Annotated in this window: 15 protein-coding genes; 4 read left to right on the forward strand and 11 right to left on the reverse strand. The window is 60.4% G+C overall.

Translation table 11 applies throughout. The features are described from left to right. Positions 1–3 precede the first annotated feature (3 nt). The 4 genes from ACQZ5N_RS03720 to ACQZ5N_RS03735 are packed head-to-tail and all read right to left on the reverse strand — an operon-like array spanning position 4 to position 4,242. Positions 4–1,077: an ABC transporter substrate-binding protein gene (locus ACQZ5N_RS03720; RefSeq protein ID WP_448732136.1), complete on the reverse strand. Its 1,074-nt coding sequence runs from the start codon at positions 1,075–1,077 to the stop codon at positions 4–6. A gap of 30 nt (positions 1,078–1,107) precedes the next feature. Further along, the gene (locus ACQZ5N_RS03725) at positions 1,108–2,109 is read right to left on the reverse strand and encodes a dipeptidase (RefSeq protein ID WP_448732137.1); all 1,002 of its coding nucleotides are present in this window, start codon (positions 2,107–2,109) and stop codon (positions 1,108–1,110) included. Next, a complete protein-coding gene (locus tag ACQZ5N_RS03730; RefSeq protein ID WP_448732138.1) occupies positions 2,106–2,750 on the reverse strand; it encodes a DsbA family protein in 645 nt (214 codons plus the stop codon). Before ACQZ5N_RS03730 ends, ACQZ5N_RS03725 begins: the two co-directional genes overlap by 4 nt. Beyond that, a complete protein-coding gene (locus tag ACQZ5N_RS03735; protein WP_448732139.1) occupies positions 2,743–4,242 on the reverse strand; it encodes an FAD-dependent oxidoreductase in 1,500 nt (499 codons plus the stop codon). Before ACQZ5N_RS03735 ends, ACQZ5N_RS03730 begins: the two co-directional genes overlap by 8 nt. Before the next feature lie 375 nt (positions 4,243–4,617). Here ACQZ5N_RS03735 and ACQZ5N_RS03740 point away from each other — a divergent pair, with 375 nt between their 5' ends. The 4 genes from ACQZ5N_RS03740 (at position 4,618) to ACQZ5N_RS03755 (ending at position 8,686) form a co-directional block, all read left to right on the forward strand. After that, the gene (locus tag ACQZ5N_RS03740; RefSeq protein ID WP_269829764.1) at positions 4,618–5,943 is read left to right on the forward strand and encodes an LLM class flavin-dependent oxidoreductase; all 1,326 of its coding nucleotides are present in this window, start codon (positions 4,618–4,620) and stop codon (positions 5,941–5,943) included. 153 nt (positions 5,944–6,096) lie between these two features. Then, positions 6,097–7,092, forward strand: a complete 996-nt coding sequence (locus tag ACQZ5N_RS03745) for an aliphatic sulfonate ABC transporter substrate-binding protein (RefSeq protein ID WP_196379873.1) — start codon at positions 6,097–6,099, stop codon at positions 7,090–7,092. Further along, entirely contained in the window at positions 7,089–7,958 is an 870-nt protein-coding gene (locus ACQZ5N_RS03750) for an ABC transporter permease (protein ID WP_020811699.1), read from the forward strand. Before ACQZ5N_RS03745 ends, ACQZ5N_RS03750 begins: the two co-directional genes overlap by 4 nt. Next, positions 7,955–8,686 (forward strand): ABC transporter ATP-binding protein, encoded by a 732-nt coding sequence (locus tag ACQZ5N_RS03755; protein WP_448732140.1) that lies wholly within the window; start codon positions 7,955–7,957, stop codon positions 8,684–8,686. The genes ACQZ5N_RS03750 and ACQZ5N_RS03755 overlap by 4 nt, the downstream gene beginning before the upstream one ends. Before the next feature lie 8 nt (positions 8,687–8,694). On the opposite strand, the gene ACQZ5N_RS03760 is transcribed toward ACQZ5N_RS03755, so the two are convergent. The 7 genes from ACQZ5N_RS03760 to ACQZ5N_RS03790 form a co-directional block, all read right to left on the reverse strand. Further along, positions 8,695–9,522 carry a carbohydrate ABC transporter permease gene (locus ACQZ5N_RS03760; RefSeq protein ID WP_174057625.1) on the reverse strand — a complete coding sequence of 276 codons (828 nt, stop codon included), beginning with the start codon at positions 9,520–9,522 and terminating at the stop codon, positions 8,695–8,697. Beyond that, positions 9,519–10,403 carry a carbohydrate ABC transporter permease gene (locus ACQZ5N_RS03765; RefSeq protein WP_020811696.1) on the reverse strand — a complete coding sequence of 295 codons (885 nt, stop codon included), beginning with the start codon at positions 10,401–10,403 and terminating at the stop codon, positions 9,519–9,521. Before ACQZ5N_RS03765 ends, ACQZ5N_RS03760 begins: the two co-directional genes overlap by 4 nt. 68 nt (positions 10,404–10,471) lie before the next feature. Then, the gene (locus tag ACQZ5N_RS03770; protein WP_448732141.1) at positions 10,472–11,746 is read right to left on the reverse strand and encodes an extracellular solute-binding protein; all 1,275 of its coding nucleotides are present in this window, start codon (positions 11,744–11,746) and stop codon (positions 10,472–10,474) included. 73 nt (positions 11,747–11,819) lie between these two features. Further along, positions 11,820–12,893: an ABC transporter ATP-binding protein gene (locus tag ACQZ5N_RS03775; protein WP_448732142.1), complete on the reverse strand. Its 1,074-nt coding sequence runs from the start codon at positions 12,891–12,893 to the stop codon at positions 11,820–11,822. A 7-nt stretch (positions 12,894–12,900) separates the two neighbouring features. Further along, the gene (arfA, locus tag ACQZ5N_RS03780; protein WP_448732143.1) at positions 12,901–14,412 is read right to left on the reverse strand and encodes an arabinosylfuranosidase ArfA; all 1,512 of its coding nucleotides are present in this window, start codon (positions 14,410–14,412) and stop codon (positions 12,901–12,903) included. 123 nt (positions 14,413–14,535) lie between these two features. Next, entirely contained in the window at positions 14,536–15,465 is a 930-nt protein-coding gene (locus tag ACQZ5N_RS03785; RefSeq protein ID WP_003520170.1) for an ArsR/SmtB family transcription factor, read from the reverse strand. Between the two features lie 181 nt (positions 15,466–15,646). Next, positions 15,647–16,939 carry an ABC transporter substrate-binding protein gene (locus ACQZ5N_RS03790; RefSeq protein WP_448732144.1) on the reverse strand — a complete coding sequence of 431 codons (1,293 nt, stop codon included), beginning with the start codon at positions 16,937–16,939 and terminating at the stop codon, positions 15,647–15,649. Positions 16,940–16,956: the final 17 nt, after the last annotated feature.

A 16,956-nucleotide genomic window follows, 5' to 3' on the forward strand; every position in this document is an offset into this window, starting at 1 on the left:
GTCTCAATTCGCCGCGATGACCTCGCGGTTGATCCGCTGTATCCACGCCGAATATTTGTCCGCCACGAAGTTCCAGTCGAGGGAAGACTGCGCGGCCTGGGCTTCCTTGCTGCCATAGATGCGAGCGGCAACGGGTTCGCTGAGCGCAACCTTGCCGTTGACCGGACCGTAGAAGCTCTTTTCGGCGAAGGTCGCCTGCGCCTCGGCGCTCAGCGCATAATTGACGAAGAGTTCGGCGGCTTGCCTGTTGGCGGAGCCTTCGACCAGACCGATCGTGTTCGTCTGGCCGATGGAGCCTTCCTTCGGCAGGGCGATCCCGATCTTGCCGCCCTGCGTGTCGTGCAGATATTGTGCGCGGCCGTTCCAGCAGATGGAGAGATCGACTTCGCCGCTCTGCACCACCGCATAACAATCCGGCGCAGGTTCGAAGGTCGAGACGCTCGGCGCGACCTCCTTCAGGAAATCGATGGCCGGATCGATGGAGGTCTTGTAGTCGCCGCCCTTCAGCTTGGTGAGGATCGGCAGGAGAATGACGCCGCGCGTATCGGAAAGCTTGGCGGCGATCTTTCCCTTGTATTTCGGATCGGCGAGATCGGCCCAGCTTGTCGGCGGCTCCTTCACCGCGTCGGTATTGTAGAGGATGGCGAGATTGTCCTGCGAGAAGGCGACGGCGCGGTCGCCATCGATGCGCGCCCATTCCGGCTGTTCGGCAAGGTTCGGCACCTTTGCGGCATCAAGCTTGGTGAACAGCTCCTCCTTGTTCGCCTTGATCGCCACCGAAACGTCGATCAGGGCGACATCGACCTTCGGCTCGGCGCGCTGAAGGGTGAGGAGCGCCAGCGTTTCGGCCGAATTCTTGCTCTGCTGATAATTCACCTCGATGCCCGGATGTTTGGCCTTGAAGGCGTCGATGATGAATTTCTGGTAGTTATCCGCAAAGACGCCGGAGAAACCGACGATGTTGACGGTGCCCTTCGTCGCATCCTGTGCGAAGACGGTGCCCGAGAGCGATGCGATTCCGGCGGCAACGATGCCGACGACGAGAGCGGCCTTGCGGCGCTGATGAGCATTTTTCATTTCAGTTGCCTCCGTTTGTTTTCGATATTGTCAGTTTGTGGGCCGCCAGGCGGCATCCAGCACACGCAGCCAGTTCTGGCCGAGAAGTTTGAGAACGAGCGTTTCGCTCCAGCCGCGCGCCAGCATGCGGGCGGTGATATTGGGCACCTCGCCAATGCGCTCGATGCCCTTCGGCTTGGAAATCTTGACCGTCGCGAATTCCGTCAGCGTGCGGGCCGTACCCTTGTCGCGGTTGGCCCAGAGCTGCCAGGGGCCGGGACGCGGCCGCTCCTGCGAAAAATCCGTACCGATGCCGACATGATCCTCGCCGACGAGATCGATGACATAGGCCATGGCGTCGAGATAATCCTCCACCGTGGCGTCGTTTCCGGCAGCAAGTCCCGGCGCAAAAAGGCTGATGCCGACGATGCCGCCCTTTTCCGCGCAGGCCTTGAAGAGTTCATCCGGCTTGTTGCGCTTCACATCGCGCAGCGCCCGCGGCAGCACGTGCGAGATGCAGACCGGCGCTTGCGAGCGGGCGATGACATCGGCCGTCGTTCTGTCGCCGACATGGCTCAAATCGCAAAGCACGCCGACGCGGTTCATCTCCGCCAGCACCTCGCGGCCGAAGCCGGTCAGGCCGCTGTCGTTTTCCTCCAGATATCCGGCGCCGGAATAGTTCTGGGTATTGTAGGTCAGCTGCATGATGCCGACGCCGAGATCCTTGAAGATTTCGACGTAGTCCAGCTTGTCCTCGAGCGGCGAGGTGTTCTGCCAGCCGATGATGATGCCGGTTCTGTTCTCGGCCTTGGCCGCATGAATATCGGCGACCGTCCGCACCGGGCGGATAAGGTCGTCGTTTTCCCGCAGGAAACGCTTCCATTCGCTGACATAACCGATGCCCTCGCGGAAATTTTCCCAGATCACGCTGGAGACATTGACGGCGGTGAGGCCGCCGGCGCGCATGTCCTCGAATATCGACCTGCTCCACTGGCAGGTTTGCAGACCGTCGATGACGATGGCGTCATTATGGAGTTTTGCGGCATCGGTCATGCGGACGTCCTCACTGCGGATTGTGAAAGCTGCTGCTTGAGCGCCCCAAGGGCGCGGCTGACGAATTCCAGACGGTCCTGCCCCCAGAAGAGTTCGCCATTCACCACATAGGTCGGCGTGCCGAAAATCCCGAGACGTTCGGCCTCTGCCAGATTTCCCTGCCATTCCGCCACGATGTCTTCCGGCTGCGGATCGCGAACGAGTGCTGCACCTTCCGAGCCGAGGACGGCCTGTGCGATGGCGCGGAGCGTCTCGAGATCGGCAATGTCACGTTCTTCGCTCCACAAGGCGCGCTGGATGGCGAAGGACAGGCTGATCGCATCGAGCCCGGCCTTCTGCGCGGCGATGACGAGCTGTGCGGCCCTTTCGATGGTGGCGCAGGGGTAAAACTTCGGCGTCAGGTTGAGCGGCATATCGAGATAACGCCGCCACCGGTCCAGCTCTACGGCATGATAGCTTTGCCGGGCATCCGGGCGGCTGCGCAGCGGAATGCCGCCATTGGCCTCGATGATGCGGATGGGACGCAGCACGATTGCGGCGCCATGTGTGCGGGCGACTTCCACGGCCCGCGGCGCGCCGAAATAGGCCCATGGCGAAGAAATGCCGTAAAATATCTCCAGTTTCAGCGCCGCTTCAGCCATTGGCATGCTCCTTGATCCTGTCCTGCGCGTCCGCATCGCGCCATTCCTCGCCGGTGATTTCAGCGGCGTCGTGGTTCATGAAAGTCTCGAAATGACGGGCGCGGTCTTCGACGAAGAGAGACCTGGCGATGCCCTGCGCCAGACGCTCAGCCCCCGGGCTGACGGCCGGAATGCCGCTGGTGATTTTCCCATGGGACGGCACGGCCGGATAAGCGAAGCAATGGATACGGGAAATCGCCTCCGCCTCGGCGGCCGGCAGACCCGGTTTCGGCAGAAACTCGAAAGCCGGCCCGAGATAAGGATAGGACCCCAGCGCGTCATTCTCCTCATCGGCCGGCGGCTGATAGGCGTCACGCCAGAGCAGAACGCGGTCGCTCAAAGCGGTAAATTCCGGCCGCCGGGCGAAATCGACGTCGAAGCCGGTGGCGAAAATGATGAGATCGGCCGAATAGCGCCCCTTCGGGGTCTCGATTTCCACCGCGTCGCCCGCTTCCGTCAGGCTGAGAACGGGACTGCCCAGATGGAAGAACGCATTGTCATGGCGCGAGACCCGGAGGACGCTGTGGCGCGGCGGTGGGATCTGTGTGCGCTCCGCCTCGACCATAAAGGCCCAGCGGTCGGCATCGGGCAGGCCGACATAACCGTGGGTCATGCCGAGGCTGGCGATACCGCCGAATTTTTCGACCCGGGGGATATCGGTCCTGCGAATGAAAAGATCGACGCGGGCCGCCCCCGCCTCCAGTGCTGCGGCTGCATTGTCCATCGCCGAAGCACCGGCGCCGACCACCGCGACACGTTTGCCGCGCCATGCGGCCACATCGAATACGTCGCCGCTATGGCGCACGAAGCGGGCGGGAACCGTTTTCGCCACATCCGGCAGGCGCGGTGCACCGAGGCCATCGAGCCCCGTCGCCAGGATCACCCGACGCGCCAGAACTTTTGCTGGACCTTCCGGCCCCAGAAAATCGAGCGCGAGCAGGCCATCCTCGCGCAGAACGAGACCGGTAAGTTCGGTATCGTTGCTCACCGGCAGCGCCAGCACATTGCGATACCAGACCATGTAAGCCATCCAGGCTTCACGCGGTATGAGCACCATCTCCTCATAGGCGCGTGCGCCGAACTGCGCCTCGAACCATGCGCGGAATGTCAGGGACGGCACACCGAGCGCCGGCCCGGCCAGCTCCTTGCGGGTGCGCAATGTCTCCATGCGCGCACTGGTCACCCACGGGCCTTCCCGCCCGCTCGGCGCCCTGTCGAAAGCGCGGATATTGTCGATCCCGGCAAATGAAAGAGCCGCAAGCGCGGTCAGCCCGCAGAGCCCCGCGCCGATGACGGCGACGTCAAGCACCTCGGAACCGTTGCGAGAGGTGCGCGGCACCCACGGCTTTGCCGGTCGCTCAAGCAGGGCGAGTTCCTGCGCAAGCCTCGCCTCCAGCGCCGGCAAGCCGCCCGCATTCACAGACACTGCGTCGGTTTTGCGATCTTCCATCATGTTATTTCTGAATTAATGAGCGTTAAAAATTCTATTTAAGCATTATAAGAAACACAGAAGCGGAAATCCGGAAAGCAAAAATCTTCTAATCATTCGCAGTTTTCGGCAAATTTTCGCGCAAGCGGCAAGGAGTGAAGCTCGGCCCGCCGATTCTTGCGCGCGACGGGATGCAAACGAGACCGGCGCAGGTGACGGGATCATCGCCAAATGCAGAATTTCAGCAAAAATCTTTCGGTTCGGAAATCATAATCGGAATAGTCTTTGCCGCGCCAATCCCCCGGCGGGGATATCGTCGCGACGAGCAAAGGCCTGCCTGCGGCTGAAGCCTTCCGCAACGCGCCGCGCAAGCCAAAACATCGACGAAAGTGAAGCCCAATGGCAAATGATCGCAAACTGCATCTCGGCGCCTTCATGCGGCCCGTCAGTCTCCACACGGGTGCATGGCGTTATCCGGGCGCCTTCCCGGATGCGAATTTCAATTTCGCCCATCTGGCGCGCTTCGCACAACAGCTCGAGGCCGCGAAGTTCGATGCATTCTTCATGGCCGATCATCTGGCGGTGCTGAACATGCCCACCGAGGCGCTGCGCCGCAGCCACACCGTCACCTCCTTCGAGCCCTTTACTTTGCTTTCGGCCCTCGCCGCCGTCACCTCCCGCATCGGGCTGGTCGCCACCGCCTCCACCACATTCGACGAGCCTTATCACGTCGCCCGGCGTTTCGCCTCGCTCGATCACCTCAGCAACGGTCGCGCCGGCTGGAACATCGTCACCACGTCAAATCCAGACGCAGCCCGGAACTTCGGCCGCGAAGAACAGCCGGATCATGCCGAGCGCTATGGCCGCGCGCGGGAATTTTACGATGTCGTCACCGGTCTCTGGGATTCCTTTTCCGACGACGCCTTTATCCGCGATGTCGACAGCGGGCTGTTCTTCGATCCCGAAAAGATGCATGTGCTGGACCACAAGGGACCTGAATTTTCCGTGCGCGGGCCGCTCAACATCGCGCGCCCGGTGCAGGGTTGGCCCGTCATCGTGCAGGCCGGAGCTTCCGAGCCGGGACGCCAGCTTGCCGCCGAGACGGCAGAGGTGGTTTTTGCCGCAACACCCACGCTTGCGGCGGGCAAGGCTTTTTATAAGGACGTCAAGGACAGGACCGTCGCCGCTGGCCGTTCACGCGACGGAATTGTCATCCTGCCGGGCGCTTTCGTTCTCGTCGGCGACAGCGTGGAAGAGGCGAAGGCCAAACGCGCCCGGCTCGACAGTCTCGTCCATTATGACAGCGCAATCGCCTCGCTCTCGATTGCGCTCGGCCACGATGTTTCCGGCTTCGATCCCGATGGTCCCCTGCCTGATATTCCGGAAACGAACGCCAGCAAATCCAGCCGTGAAAGGGTGATCGAGCTTGCCCGAAGCGAGGGCCTGACGGTGCGCCAGCTTGCCCAGCGGTTGGGCGGTTATGCGGGTCTTGCCTTCGTCGGCACGCCAAAGACCATCGCCGACGAGATGGAACAATGGCTCCATGAGGAGGGTTCGGACGGTTTCAACGTCACCTTCCCTTTCCTGCCTGCCGGCCTCGATGACTTCACGACGCAGGTGGTGCCGGAACTGCAAAGGCGCGGGCTGTTCCGCAAGGACTATGAGGGGCCGACATTGCGCGACCATCTCGGCCTGCAACGACCGGCCAATCGTTTTTTCAGCTGAATAAAGCGCCGTCGCGCCGATTGCGTTCCCGGTAGGGAGATTTTCCACGCGGCTCGCAAAGTTTGGCATGTGGTTCCAGAAGGGCGGATTGACCTCAAAAACACCCGCCCATACCCTTTAAATACACAAAATACATAAATTAGGTGAATTAATATGAAGGCTGAACATTCCCGCCGCCAGATCCTCAAACTCGGCATTGCCGGCGCTCTTGCCGCGCCGCTTGCCACGGGCAAGGCGCTGGCCCAGAGTTCCCCGGAATTTCCTGCCGAGCTGAAGCTGGACTGGGGATTTTACTCCTCCCATACGCTGCTGATAAAGAACAAGGGCTGGCTTGAGGAGGCTTTCAAGGATGTCGGCACGAAGATCACCTGGGTACAATCCCGCGGCAGCAACAATTCGCTCGAATTCCTGAAGGTCGGTTCGACGGATTTTGCCGGCTCGGCCGCCCTTTCCGCCTTTCTCGCGCGCGCCAACGGCGTGCCGCTGAAGGTGATCTATGTGGCGAGCTGGGGCGGTTCGTCCATCATTCAGGTGCGCCCGGATTCGCCCATCAAAACCGTCGCCGATCTCAAGGGCAAGACCATTGCGGTCACCAAGGGCACTGCGCCCTATTTCACCCTCGTCCGCGCGCTTGACCAGAACAAGCTGTCCATCGACGACCTCAAGGTCGTGAACCTGCAGCATCCGGAAGGGTTCAACGCGCTTCAGCAGGGTCAGGTGGATGCCTGGGTCGGCATCGATCCGCACACATCCCAGGCCGAGCTTGCCGGCGACCGGGCGATTTTCGACGAGCGCAGTTGGCGCGACGGCAGCGTCTTCAGCGTCTCCGAGGAGTTTCTGGCCAAATACCCGAAAGCGGTCGACAGACTTCTCGGCGTCTGGGTGCAGACGCAGAAATGGATTCGTGAAAACAAAAGCGAATTCATCGATTTCGTCACGCAGGTCACCGGCAACGATCCCAAGATCACCAGGCTGACGATCGAGAAGCGCGACTGGAATAATCCCGTTCCGGGCGAGGAACTGCTGAACTCGATCCGCATCGTCACGCCGCTTCTGGGTGACGACGTCCTGCGCCCCGGCGTCAATGTCGACAATGTCCTGTCCTCGCTGAGCGATCCGGCACCGGCGAAAAAGGCGCTTGGCGCATGAATTCCCATCCGCGCGAATTCCAGCGCGTGAAACAGACTGCAGGACAATTCCCTTCCCGATTGCCGCTTGTGCAAAGGGTGGGGAATTTCCTTGGCCGTTTCGACCTGCGCGGCGCAATCGTGCCCGTCGGGTCGCTGCTGCTGCTTGAGCTTTTCGTTCGCCTCGGCTGGGTCAGCCCCTATGTGCTGCCGCCGCCTTCCGAACTTTACGATACGTTCCTGCGGCTTGCGGAAGGTCCGCTGTGGACGAATGTTGCGGCTAGTACCGCCCGCGTCTTCGTCGGCTTCGTCATCGGTTCCCTGCTCGCCATCGTCGTCGGTTCGCTTGTCGGTCTGGTGATTGCCGCCGAACGTTATCTCGAGCCGACGTTTCAGGCGCTGCGGGCGGTTCCGAGTCTTGCATGGGTGCCGCTGCTGATGATCTGGTTCGGCATCGGCGAAACCTCGAAAATCGTGCTGATCGCCAAAAGCGCATTTTTCCCGGTCTACCTCAACCTCTTTTCCGGCATCCGAAATGTCGACCGCAAGCTGGTGGAGGTGGGCGAGATGTATCGCCAGCCGCTGCCCGTGCTGGTGTGGCGGATTTTCATTCCCGCCTCGCTGCCGCATCTCTTCACGGGCCTGCGTTACGGGCTGTCGCTCGCCTGGCTGAGCGTCGTTGCGGCCGAGCTTCTGGCCGCCTCGGAAGGTATCGGCTACATGCTCTCCGACGGGCGGGAGCTTTCCCGGCCCGATCTCGTCATGATCGCCATCATCTGCCTTGCGGTGCTGGGCAAGATTTCCGACAGCCTCTTCAAGATCGTCGAAGACCGCTGCCTGCGCTGGCGCGACACCTATCCGCTTCAGCAGGGAGGACGCCTGCGATGAGTTTGCTGAATGTCGATGTGCGCGAAAAGGCTTTCGGCGACACGGTGGTCCTTCAGGATATCCAGCTCACGCTGGGGGATGGCGAGGCGGCGGTTCTTCTCGGCCCCAGCGGCTGCGGCAAGAGCACGTTGCTGCGCATCGCCGCCGGCCTCGACCGGCGTTTTTCAGGCGCGGTCAGGGTTCAGCAGGACGAGGAGCAGGCATCCAACTCACCGCCCATCGCCTTCGTCTTTCAGGAACCACGCCTGATGCCCTGGCTGACGGTTGCCGAAAATATCGGTTATGCGGCGGGGAGGAAATATGATGTCGGGCGCGTGGAAAGGCTGATCGACGATGTCGGTTTGAGCGGCCATGGCGGGGCGCTGCCGAAGGCCCTTTCAGGCGGCATGGCGCAACGTGTGGCAATCGCAAGGGCGCTCTATACCGAGCCGCGCATTCTGCTCCTCGATGAACCCTTCAGCGCGGTCGATGCTTTCACACGGATGAAGTTGCAGGACCTGGTGCTGAAGCTCGTCGAACAGCGCGGCATCTCCTTCCTGCTGGTCACCCACGATATCGACGAAGCGCTCTATCTCGGCGACAGGATTTACATGATGGGCGCCCATGACGGCCGTATCCAGCAGCGGATAGAGGTGGACGTACAGCGCCCGCGCGACCGGCGGTCTCCGCAGCTCGCAAACCTCAAGAACGAGGTGCTGACCGCCCTGCACAATGCCCACGTCATCTGAGGAACATCTCACCCCTTAACACCCGACGAAATCATGATCGCCTCCGTCACACGCCGCTGGAAGATGACATAGGCGACGATGACCGGCAGGGCCGCCAGCATGGCGACAGCCATCAGCCGCGCATAGGCGACACCGAAAGCATCGTTGACCTGGGTGATACCGACCGGGATCGTCATCATGTTTTCGGAGGTGACCACGAGGAAGGGCCAGAAGAAGGCGTTCCATACCGTAATGAAGGTCACGATCGCCATGGCGGTCGTGATGCCCCAGTTGAGCGGCAGATAGACCCGGAACAGGATCGTGTATTCGCCGCCGCCATCCAGCACCACGGCTTCGCGCATCTCCTTCGGCACGCTGTCGAAAAACTGCTTGTAGACGATGATGACGATGGGCGTGATCAACTGCGGCAGGATGATACCCGCCCAGGTGTTGATGAGGTTGAGGTTCTTCATCAGGATGAACTGGGTGACGACCAGCGTTTGCGCCGGCACCATGAAGCTCGCCAGCACGATGCCATAAAGCAGCCGCCTGCCCGGAAAGCGTATCTGCGACAGCGCATAGGCGCAGAGCATGGAAATGAACAGCACCGAGATCGTGACGATGACCGCCGTGCCGATGGAGTTCACATACCAAGTCATCAGCCGGGTATTGAATATCGCATTGAAATAAGCGCCGAGGCGGAACTCGTCCGGCAAAAGCGACATGTTGCCCGCAACGTTCTCATCGGCGCGAAGCGAGGTGACGAAGCTCCAGTAGAGCGGAAAAATCCAGACGAGGGCCGCCGAGAAAGTCAGCAGCGTCAGAACGAGGTTCTCGAGTTTTCTCATCGGGCTCATGAATTCCTCCGGATGCGCAGCAGCTGGAACTGGAAAACGGAAACGATGACGATCAGCAGGAAAAGCACCGTCGCCACGGCAGACGCATAGCCGCCATTGTTCATCTGGAAGGCCTCGCGGTAGACCTTGAGGAGCAGCACGAAGCTTGAATTGAACGGCCCGCCGCCGCTTAAGAGATAGATCTGATCGAATATCTTCAGTTGCAGGATCAGTTGCAGCGTCAGCACCAGCGCCGTGACCGGCCACAGAAGCGGCCAGGTGACGCGGCGGAAGCGCTGCCAGGTCGTCGCGCCATCCAGAGCCGCAGCCTCATAAAGCTCGGCCGGTATATTCCGCAATCCGGCGATGAAGAGCAGCACATTGAAGCCGTTCGTCCACCAGATGGTGACGACGGCGACCATCGGCATGACCCAATAGGGGTTCTTGAAAACGGCGACGGGTTTGCCCGCCAGCAGCGATATGACCGGCTGGAGAATGCCGAACTGCAGATCGAGCATCCACGCCCAGATTTCCGTGACGACCGAAACCGGCAGCACATAGGGCAGGAAAAACAGGCTCATCGCAATCGTCTGCTTCACGCCCGAGAGGCGGCTGACGGCGAGCGCGATCATCAGGGCGATGACGGTCGTGGGCACGACGGTCAGAAGCACGAAATAGCCGTTGTTCTTGAGTGAGGTGACGAACAGGCGGTCGCCCAGCAGCTTCGCGTAATTCTCCAGGCCGACCCAGTTTCCCTCACCGATCAGCGGCGCGTCAGTGAAGCTGATGCGCACCATCTCTATCAGCGGATAAAGAAAGAAGGTGGTGAAGACCAGAACGAACGGCGTCACCATCGACAGCGCGATCAGCGATTTCTTGCGCCGGTTTTCAATCATAGCCATGGAATGTCTCCGGGAGCTTGCGCATTGCACTCTGCCCTCCGGCCTCAAACCGGAGGGCAGGCTGCCGATTACCTGAGCTTGCCCTGCAGCTCATCCTTGATCTGCTCCACGGCGTCGGTGCTGCTCATGAAGCCCTGAATGGCAGGGGCGATGACGTTGAGAGCGGCGTCATAGGCGGGCGAAGCGACCCCGGTTATGGTGGTCTTCGGATCGAACACCGCCGCTTCCGCCAGGGAGGCATAGGTGGCATTCGGCTGCATCGCCTTGTATTCGCTGCTTTCGGTGATGGATTTGTAAGCCGGAATATGCCCGGCATCGGCCCAGCTGATGGCGTGTTTCTCCATCCAGCCGATCACCTTCATCACCGCAGCGCGTTTTTCGCCGGAGACTGTTTTGTCACCTTCATTCGGAATGGCGAAAGCATGGGAATCCGCCCAGGTGGCGCGCTTGCCCATCAGGGGTGGCACTTCCACCGCACTCCATTTGAAGCCGAGCTTGCCGTTCTTTTCCAGATCCTTGTAGGTCGGAACTTCCCAGACGCCGTTCAGCTGGAACGCGGATTTGCCGGCGGAAAACAGCGCTACCGAGGCTTCATATTCCGCCTGTTCCGGGGCCCAGCCGTTTTCCCGCCATCTGGACAGGGTCTCGATGGCCTTTGCCGCCTTTTCGGCATTGTCGCCGGCGAGAACCTCCTTCTCGGTGACGAGTTCGCCGCCCTGTTGCGACAGCAGCGTATAAAAGACGCGCCACACTCCGCCTTCGCCACCCGATTGATAGGTGATCGGCGTCTGGACGCCATTGTCCTTCGCCCAGGCCAGCGCCTTCTCGAAATCCTCGATCGTCTCGATGCCGGTTAGCTTGCCCTCGGCATCGAGATAGGGCGAGCCTTTCAGAAGATCGGCATTGTAATAAAGGACAAGCGCATGGATATCGAACGGCACGGCGTAGAGTTTGCCGTTCTGGGTGGCCGCATCCACGGGTGCGCTGAAGAAGTCTCCGGTCTTCAGCCCCGCATCCTCGAGATCCTTTTCGGTGATTTCGCTCAGCACTTTTTCTTCAAGGCCGAGCGGCGCGCGTGACAGGTGATAGGTCATGATATCCGGCCCCTCACCCACTGCGGAGGCCGTGCGCACCTTGGTATAAAAGGGCACGCCCCATTCGAGCGTCGTTCCCTTGATCTGGATGTCGGGGTGTTCCTTGTTGAAGGCATCGATCAACGCCTTCATGCGCACGCCGTCACCGCCCGACAGAAAGTCCCACCAGATGATATCCTGCTTCGCGAGAACCGGCAGGGCGCTGAGACCCAGAGCCGCACCAACAAGCAATGTCTTGATCAGTCGCATCGTTCACTCCTCCCGTTTGATAGAACATCCCGTTGAGGGATGGTTTGCTGTTTCGAAAGACGCCTCCTCGCGCCTATCGCAACCGTCTGCCGTCATCGTCGAAGACAAGGACATGGTCGGGCGAGGCGGTAAGCGATACCGACCGGCCATCCAGCCTTTCCCGCGTGCCCTGCCGCTGCACGATGATTTCCTTCCCGGATGCGGTGCGGGTATAGAGGTAGGAAAGATCGCCAAGCTCTTCCGCGACCTCGACGACAACCGGCAGCGCGCCCTGTTCCGTAATCGTCAGATGCTCCGGTCGAATTCCGATCTCGACCCGCTGGCCCGGGGAAACGGACTGGGCAAGCCGGGCCCTGAGATGCCCTGCCCCGCCCTCGGGCGCGAGCGTCACGATGCCATCCGCCTGGGAGACGATATCGGCCCGCAGGAAGTTCATCGCGGGCGATCCGATAAAACCGGCCACGAAACGATTGTCCGGATCGTCGTAAAGGGTAAGCGGCGCCCCCGCCTGCTGCACGATGCCGCCCTTCAGCACGAAAATCCTGTCCGCAAGCGTCATGGCCTCCACCTGGTCATGCGTGACATAGATCATCGTCGCGCCCAGCTTGCGGTGAAGCCGGGTCAGTTCCAGCCGCATCTGCACGCGCAGTTCGGCGTCCAGATTGGACAGTGGCTCATCGAACAGGAATACCTTCGGCTGCCGCACGATGGCGCGGCCGATGGCCACGCGTTGCCTCTGGCCGCCGGAAAGCTGCGATGGCCGTTTGTGCAGATGCTCCTCAAGCTGGAGGATGCGCGCGGCCTCGCCCACCCTCTCCGTCACCTCCGCCTTCGGCCGGCGGGCAAGACGCAGGCTGAACGCCATGTTCTCGAACACCGTCAGATGCGGATAGAGCGCATAGTTCTGGAACACCATCGCAACGCCGCGATCCGCCGGTTCGACCGCGGTGACATCACGCTCATCGATGGCGATGCGCCCGCCGCTGGTTTCCTCAAGGCCGGCGATCATGCGCAACAGGGTGGATTTTCCGCAGCCGGAAGGCCCCACGAAGACCGCGAAGCTGCCGGCTGGAATTTCCATCGAAACATCCCGGATCGCCGCGAAGGATCCGAAGGACTTGGCGACATTGTTGAGACGGACACCCATGGCCGCCTCACTGAACCTTCAGCCGCAGCACATGATAGGACAGCGCAGGCACCGAACCCTTCAGCGCCCCGTCCTCCACGGCGACGCCGCTGCCGGGCACCGGCACGACGCGATCCGGCTGATCCGGGCCGTTGCCGAGGCGCAGATCATATCCCGCCATGGCAAGATGCAGGCTGAGAGTGGCGGATGAATAGCCGGTGAGGCTGACATCGATCTCCGCCGCTTCTGTCAGATGGCGATTGAGCACGAACAGCGTCACGACGCCTTCCGCTTCGTCATAAACACCGGCAACATCGAGATATTTGACGTCGTCGGCCGCGTTGCAATCGTAAGTCGGGCAATCGACGGCGACGTTCAGCGCGACGCCACGGCCATAAAGCGAAGCGAACTGATAGGGATAATAGATCGTCTGCCGCCAGGCCGGTCCATTCTTTTCCGCCCGGATGGGGGCGATGACATTGACGAGCTGGGCGATGCAGGCAATGCGCACGCGGTCCGAACGGCGGATGAACTCGTTGAGCAGACCGGCGACAAAAAGCGCATCCTCGAAATTATAAGTCTCTTCCAGAAGTGCGGGCGCTTCCGGCCAGTCCCAGCTCTTGATGCGTTTGCCGTCTTCTTCGCGGATATGATACCAGACGTTCCATTCGTCGAAGCAGATGGAGACCTCGTTTTTGGCGCGCTTCTTAGCCTTCACGTAGTCGATGACCCCGGCAATCGTCTGGATATAGCGCCCGGTTTCCTCGATCTTGCCGAAATAATTCAGCGTGTCGCGGCTGTTATTGCCGAAATATTTGTGCAGCGAGATATGGTCGACGTTCTCGTAGCATTCCTCCAGCACCTCGCGCTCCCATTCGGGATAGGTCGGCATGCCGTCATTGGAACTGCCGCAGACGATCGCTTCAATCGTCGGATCGAAACCCTTGAAGGCCTTGGCGGTTTCATTGGCCAGACGGCCATATTCCACCGCCGTCTTGTGACCGATCTGCCAGGGACCGTCCATCTCGTTGCCGAGGCACCACATTTTCACACCGTGGGGCTTTTCCGCGCCGTGGCTGCGGCGCAGATCGCTGAGCGTGGTGCCGCCCGGAAAATTCACATATTCGAGGAAATTACGGGCATCATCCAGACCACGGGAACCGAGATTGACGGCAAGCATCATCTCGATGCCGGCCATCTGCGCCCAGTCGGCGAATTCGTTGATGCCGATCTGGTTGGTTTCCTTGGAGCGCCATGCGAGATCGAGACGGATGGGGCGCTGGTCGCGCGGCCCAATGCCGTCTTCCCAGCGATAGGCCGAAACGAAGTTGCCGCCGGGATAACGGATGGCCGGAATTTTCAGGTCCTGCACGAGTTTCAGAACGTCCCTGCGGAAGCCGTTCGCGTCCGCCTGCGGATGGCCCGGCTCATAGATGCCGCCATAGATGGCACGCCCCATATGTTCGATGAAGGCGGAATAAAGACGATCGTCGATACGCCCAATCCGGAAGTCCCGGTGGACTGAAACCCGCGCTCTCATAAGGCTCTCCTCCCCTGCGCATTTATATCTCAAAATATGATATAAACCATATTTGATAATATAGTTGCCGAGGGAATCCGCGCCTGTCAACCGCGAAAATCATACTTTTGAAAATTGGCTGGATCAGCCTGCGGTGCGCAGGCGCAGAACGATGTCCTGATCGTAATTCCCGAAGCCGCGGCCAAAGATATTCAGCCCACCCGGATGTTTTGCATCGGCCTTGACCTCGATGCGCAAGCGGATGGAGCGGTGGCTGGTCAGATCGATATCCGCCAGCGTCACATCCGAAATCCGGGTTCCGTCGACATAGGTTCCCTGCGCGGTGATGCGCCAGGTCTTGAGCATGCCATATTGGGAACCGGAGAGCTTCCACCAGTCCGGCGTAAACGCACCGCGCTTGTCGCCGAAGTCGCCGGGTGAGGTCCAGACCCCGATTTCCCGGCCGTTGACGGATAGCGTAATATCGGACGGCCAGTTGCTGTGCGTTCCGGGTACTTCGGAGCTGACCTCCATCGAAAACTCGATTTCCTCGACTTCTCGCCCCTGAATCTTGGCATTATTGGGAAATTGATATTCCACGAAGCCGGAGGTCAACCACAGCAGCGCCGCCTTCATGCGGTCCGGATCCATAAATGTATCGGGCACATCGAGCAGGCCGATGATGCCCTCCGGCGAGCAGATGCCACAGGGCGCGGTTACAGAACTTTGGGTGTAAAGACCGAGCGGCATGGCGACCGCGATGTAATTTGATGCGACCGGCGCCTCGGGTTTTCGGAACGAAACAATGAGTTCGTCGCAGGTGGCGAAGCATATTTTCTGGTTGCCCTTGCGCGCCTTGCGCGTTTCGGTTCGCAGCAGTCCCGCCTCCTCGAGAACGGCCACGCCGGCGGAAACGGTGGACTGGGGGAGCTCCAGCCTCTGCGCAATTTCGTTGACGTTGAGGCCGCTCGCCTCATGCAGCAGCTTCAATATCTGCACGCGGATCAGCGATGCCGCCGCTTTCAGGACATCGAATTCTTTTTCAGCATCAACGAGGAGGAAATTGGGCGCCATATTCTAATCTTCAGATTTATCGATCCAGATCAGAATTTCTGGCTTAAATGCCATGCACTTGTCCAGTGCTGTTTGTCATGCTGGTGCTTTTGAAAGGCGTGAAGCGCCATTCACCCTTGGCACTTCACAAAAAAGCACCGCCACACGGTCTCGATACCGCGTGGCGGTGCCCGTTTCGTCGTCAGCCGCGCTTGCGCAGGGTCCGCGTGCCGGTGTCGACGAGGTTTTGCGCCGCTTCATCCACGCTGGCGCGGCCGAAGGCGAGCGAATCGGCAATGGGGCGCATCACGCCACGGTCGAACTCATTGGCGCCGATCGGCGCGGGTTCCGGATAGGTATCGAGCTTGCCCGACAGGCTTTCGATATAATCCACCGTCTTGCGCTCGGTCTCGTTGAGGCTCGGCAGCAATGCTTCCCGCACGACCTTGGCCGGCGGCACGCCACGCTCGACGCCGAGCACCTTGCCGGCTTCCAGATCGTTGACGAAGAAGTTGATGAATTTCGCCGCCGCTTCCGCATTGGTCGAGGTGGACGAAATGGACCAGATGAGGCCCGGCCGGTAATAATGCCCGGTCGGCTTGCCCGGCCCCTCACCCGGCAGCATGCCGATGGACAGCGTTTGTTTATTGAGCTTCTGATAACCGACAAGCTGGTTGGAATAGGCAAAACCGATGGCCGAATTGCCGAGCGTCAGGGCGTTGGATTCGATGGTATTGTCGTCACGCGTCTGGATATCGGCGGAAACGCAGAGCTTGTTCTCGCGCAGATCCTCCCAATAGGCGAACCATTCCTTCGCATCTTCCTTGTTGAAGCCGATGGTGCCGTCCTGAAACAGCAGCTTGCCGCGCTGGCGCAACCAGACATCGAAAACATAATGATAACGTGCGCCATAGGGCACCGCCCAATAATTCCGTTTTGCCGGGCCGTTCTTCTTGAAATCGCGCGCCAGTTCCGAGAGCGCCTTCCAGGTGATCTGGTCCTGCGGCACGGAAACGCCGGCTTCCTTCAGCGTGTCGGCGTCATACATCATGCAGAAGGAATTCAGCCCAAGGCCGACGCCGTAAAGCTTGCCATCGATGCGGCAGAGATCGACCTCGCTTTTGCCGAAGGTGGAAAGATCGAGCGACTTGCCGACGAACTGGTCCAGCTCCATGCAGGCGCCACGGCCGGAATAATCGGCGATGGTGGAAGGTTCGAGCTGGAAGATGTCGGCGACGTTGCGCCCCGCCATCGATGTCGCAAGCTTGGTCCAGTAATCGGAACCGGCGATCATTTCTCCGCTGATTTCCGTTTGCGGGTTAGCCTTCTGGTAAAGGGCGATCACGTCGTTGGTGCGCTTGCTGCGGTCGGCCGATCCCCACCATACGCAGCGAAGCCGGGTCTCAGCCGCGGCCGCGCGAAAACCTCCTGCCGCCACACCGAGACCGGCCAGCGCCGCCGTCACCAAAAATCTACGTCTGTCGATAGTTTGCATCTGCTCCTCCCGCGTTT

It is taken from the genome of Agrobacterium sp. 22-221-1 (genome assembly GCF_053522445.1).

What these genes read in the sequence shown, in the direction of transcription:
- ACQZ5N_RS03785 (WP_003520170.1), bottom strand. Translation starts at nt 15,465, where the DNA reads ATGGCGCCCAATTTCCTCCTCGTTGATGCTGAAAAAGAATTCGATGTC.
- ACQZ5N_RS03755 (WP_448732140.1), top strand. Translation starts at nt 7,955, where the DNA reads ATGAGTTTGCTGAATGTCGATGTGCGCGAAAAGGCTTTCGGCGACACG.
- ACQZ5N_RS03725 (WP_448732137.1), bottom strand. Translation starts at nt 2,109, where the DNA reads ATGACCGATGCCGCAAAACTCCATAATGACGCCATCGTCATCGACGGT.
- ACQZ5N_RS03790 (WP_448732144.1), bottom strand. Translation starts at nt 16,939, where the DNA reads ATGCAAACTATCGACAGACGTAGATTTTTGGTGACGGCGGCGCTGGCC.
- ACQZ5N_RS03750 (WP_020811699.1), top strand. Translation starts at nt 7,089, where the DNA reads ATGAATTCCCATCCGCGCGAATTCCAGCGCGTGAAACAGACTGCAGGA.
- ACQZ5N_RS03735 (WP_448732139.1), bottom strand. Translation starts at nt 4,242, where the DNA reads ATGATGGAAGATCGCAAAACCGACGCAGTGTCTGTGAATGCGGGCGGC.
- ACQZ5N_RS03720 (WP_448732136.1), bottom strand. Translation starts at nt 1,077, where the DNA reads ATGAAAAATGCTCATCAGCGCCGCAAGGCCGCTCTCGTCGTCGGCATC.
- arfA (WP_448732143.1), bottom strand. Translation starts at nt 14,412, where the DNA reads ATGAGAGCGCGGGTTTCAGTCCACCGGGACTTCCGGATTGGGCGTATC.
- ACQZ5N_RS03765 (WP_020811696.1), bottom strand. Translation starts at nt 10,403, where the DNA reads ATGGCTATGATTGAAAACCGGCGCAAGAAATCGCTGATCGCGCTGTCG.
- ACQZ5N_RS03730 (WP_448732138.1), bottom strand. Translation starts at nt 2,750, where the DNA reads ATGGCTGAAGCGGCGCTGAAACTGGAGATATTTTACGGCATTTCTTCG.
- ACQZ5N_RS03760 (WP_174057625.1), bottom strand. Translation starts at nt 9,522, where the DNA reads ATGAGCCCGATGAGAAAACTCGAGAACCTCGTTCTGACGCTGCTGACT.
- ACQZ5N_RS03745 (WP_196379873.1), top strand. Translation starts at nt 6,097, where the DNA reads ATGAAGGCTGAACATTCCCGCCGCCAGATCCTCAAACTCGGCATTGCC.
- ACQZ5N_RS03775 (WP_448732142.1), bottom strand. Translation starts at nt 12,893, where the DNA reads ATGGGTGTCCGTCTCAACAATGTCGCCAAGTCCTTCGGATCCTTCGCG.
- ACQZ5N_RS03770 (WP_448732141.1), bottom strand. Translation starts at nt 11,746, where the DNA reads ATGCGACTGATCAAGACATTGCTTGTTGGTGCGGCTCTGGGTCTCAGC.
- ACQZ5N_RS03740 (WP_269829764.1), top strand. Translation starts at nt 4,618, where the DNA reads ATGGCAAATGATCGCAAACTGCATCTCGGCGCCTTCATGCGGCCCGTC.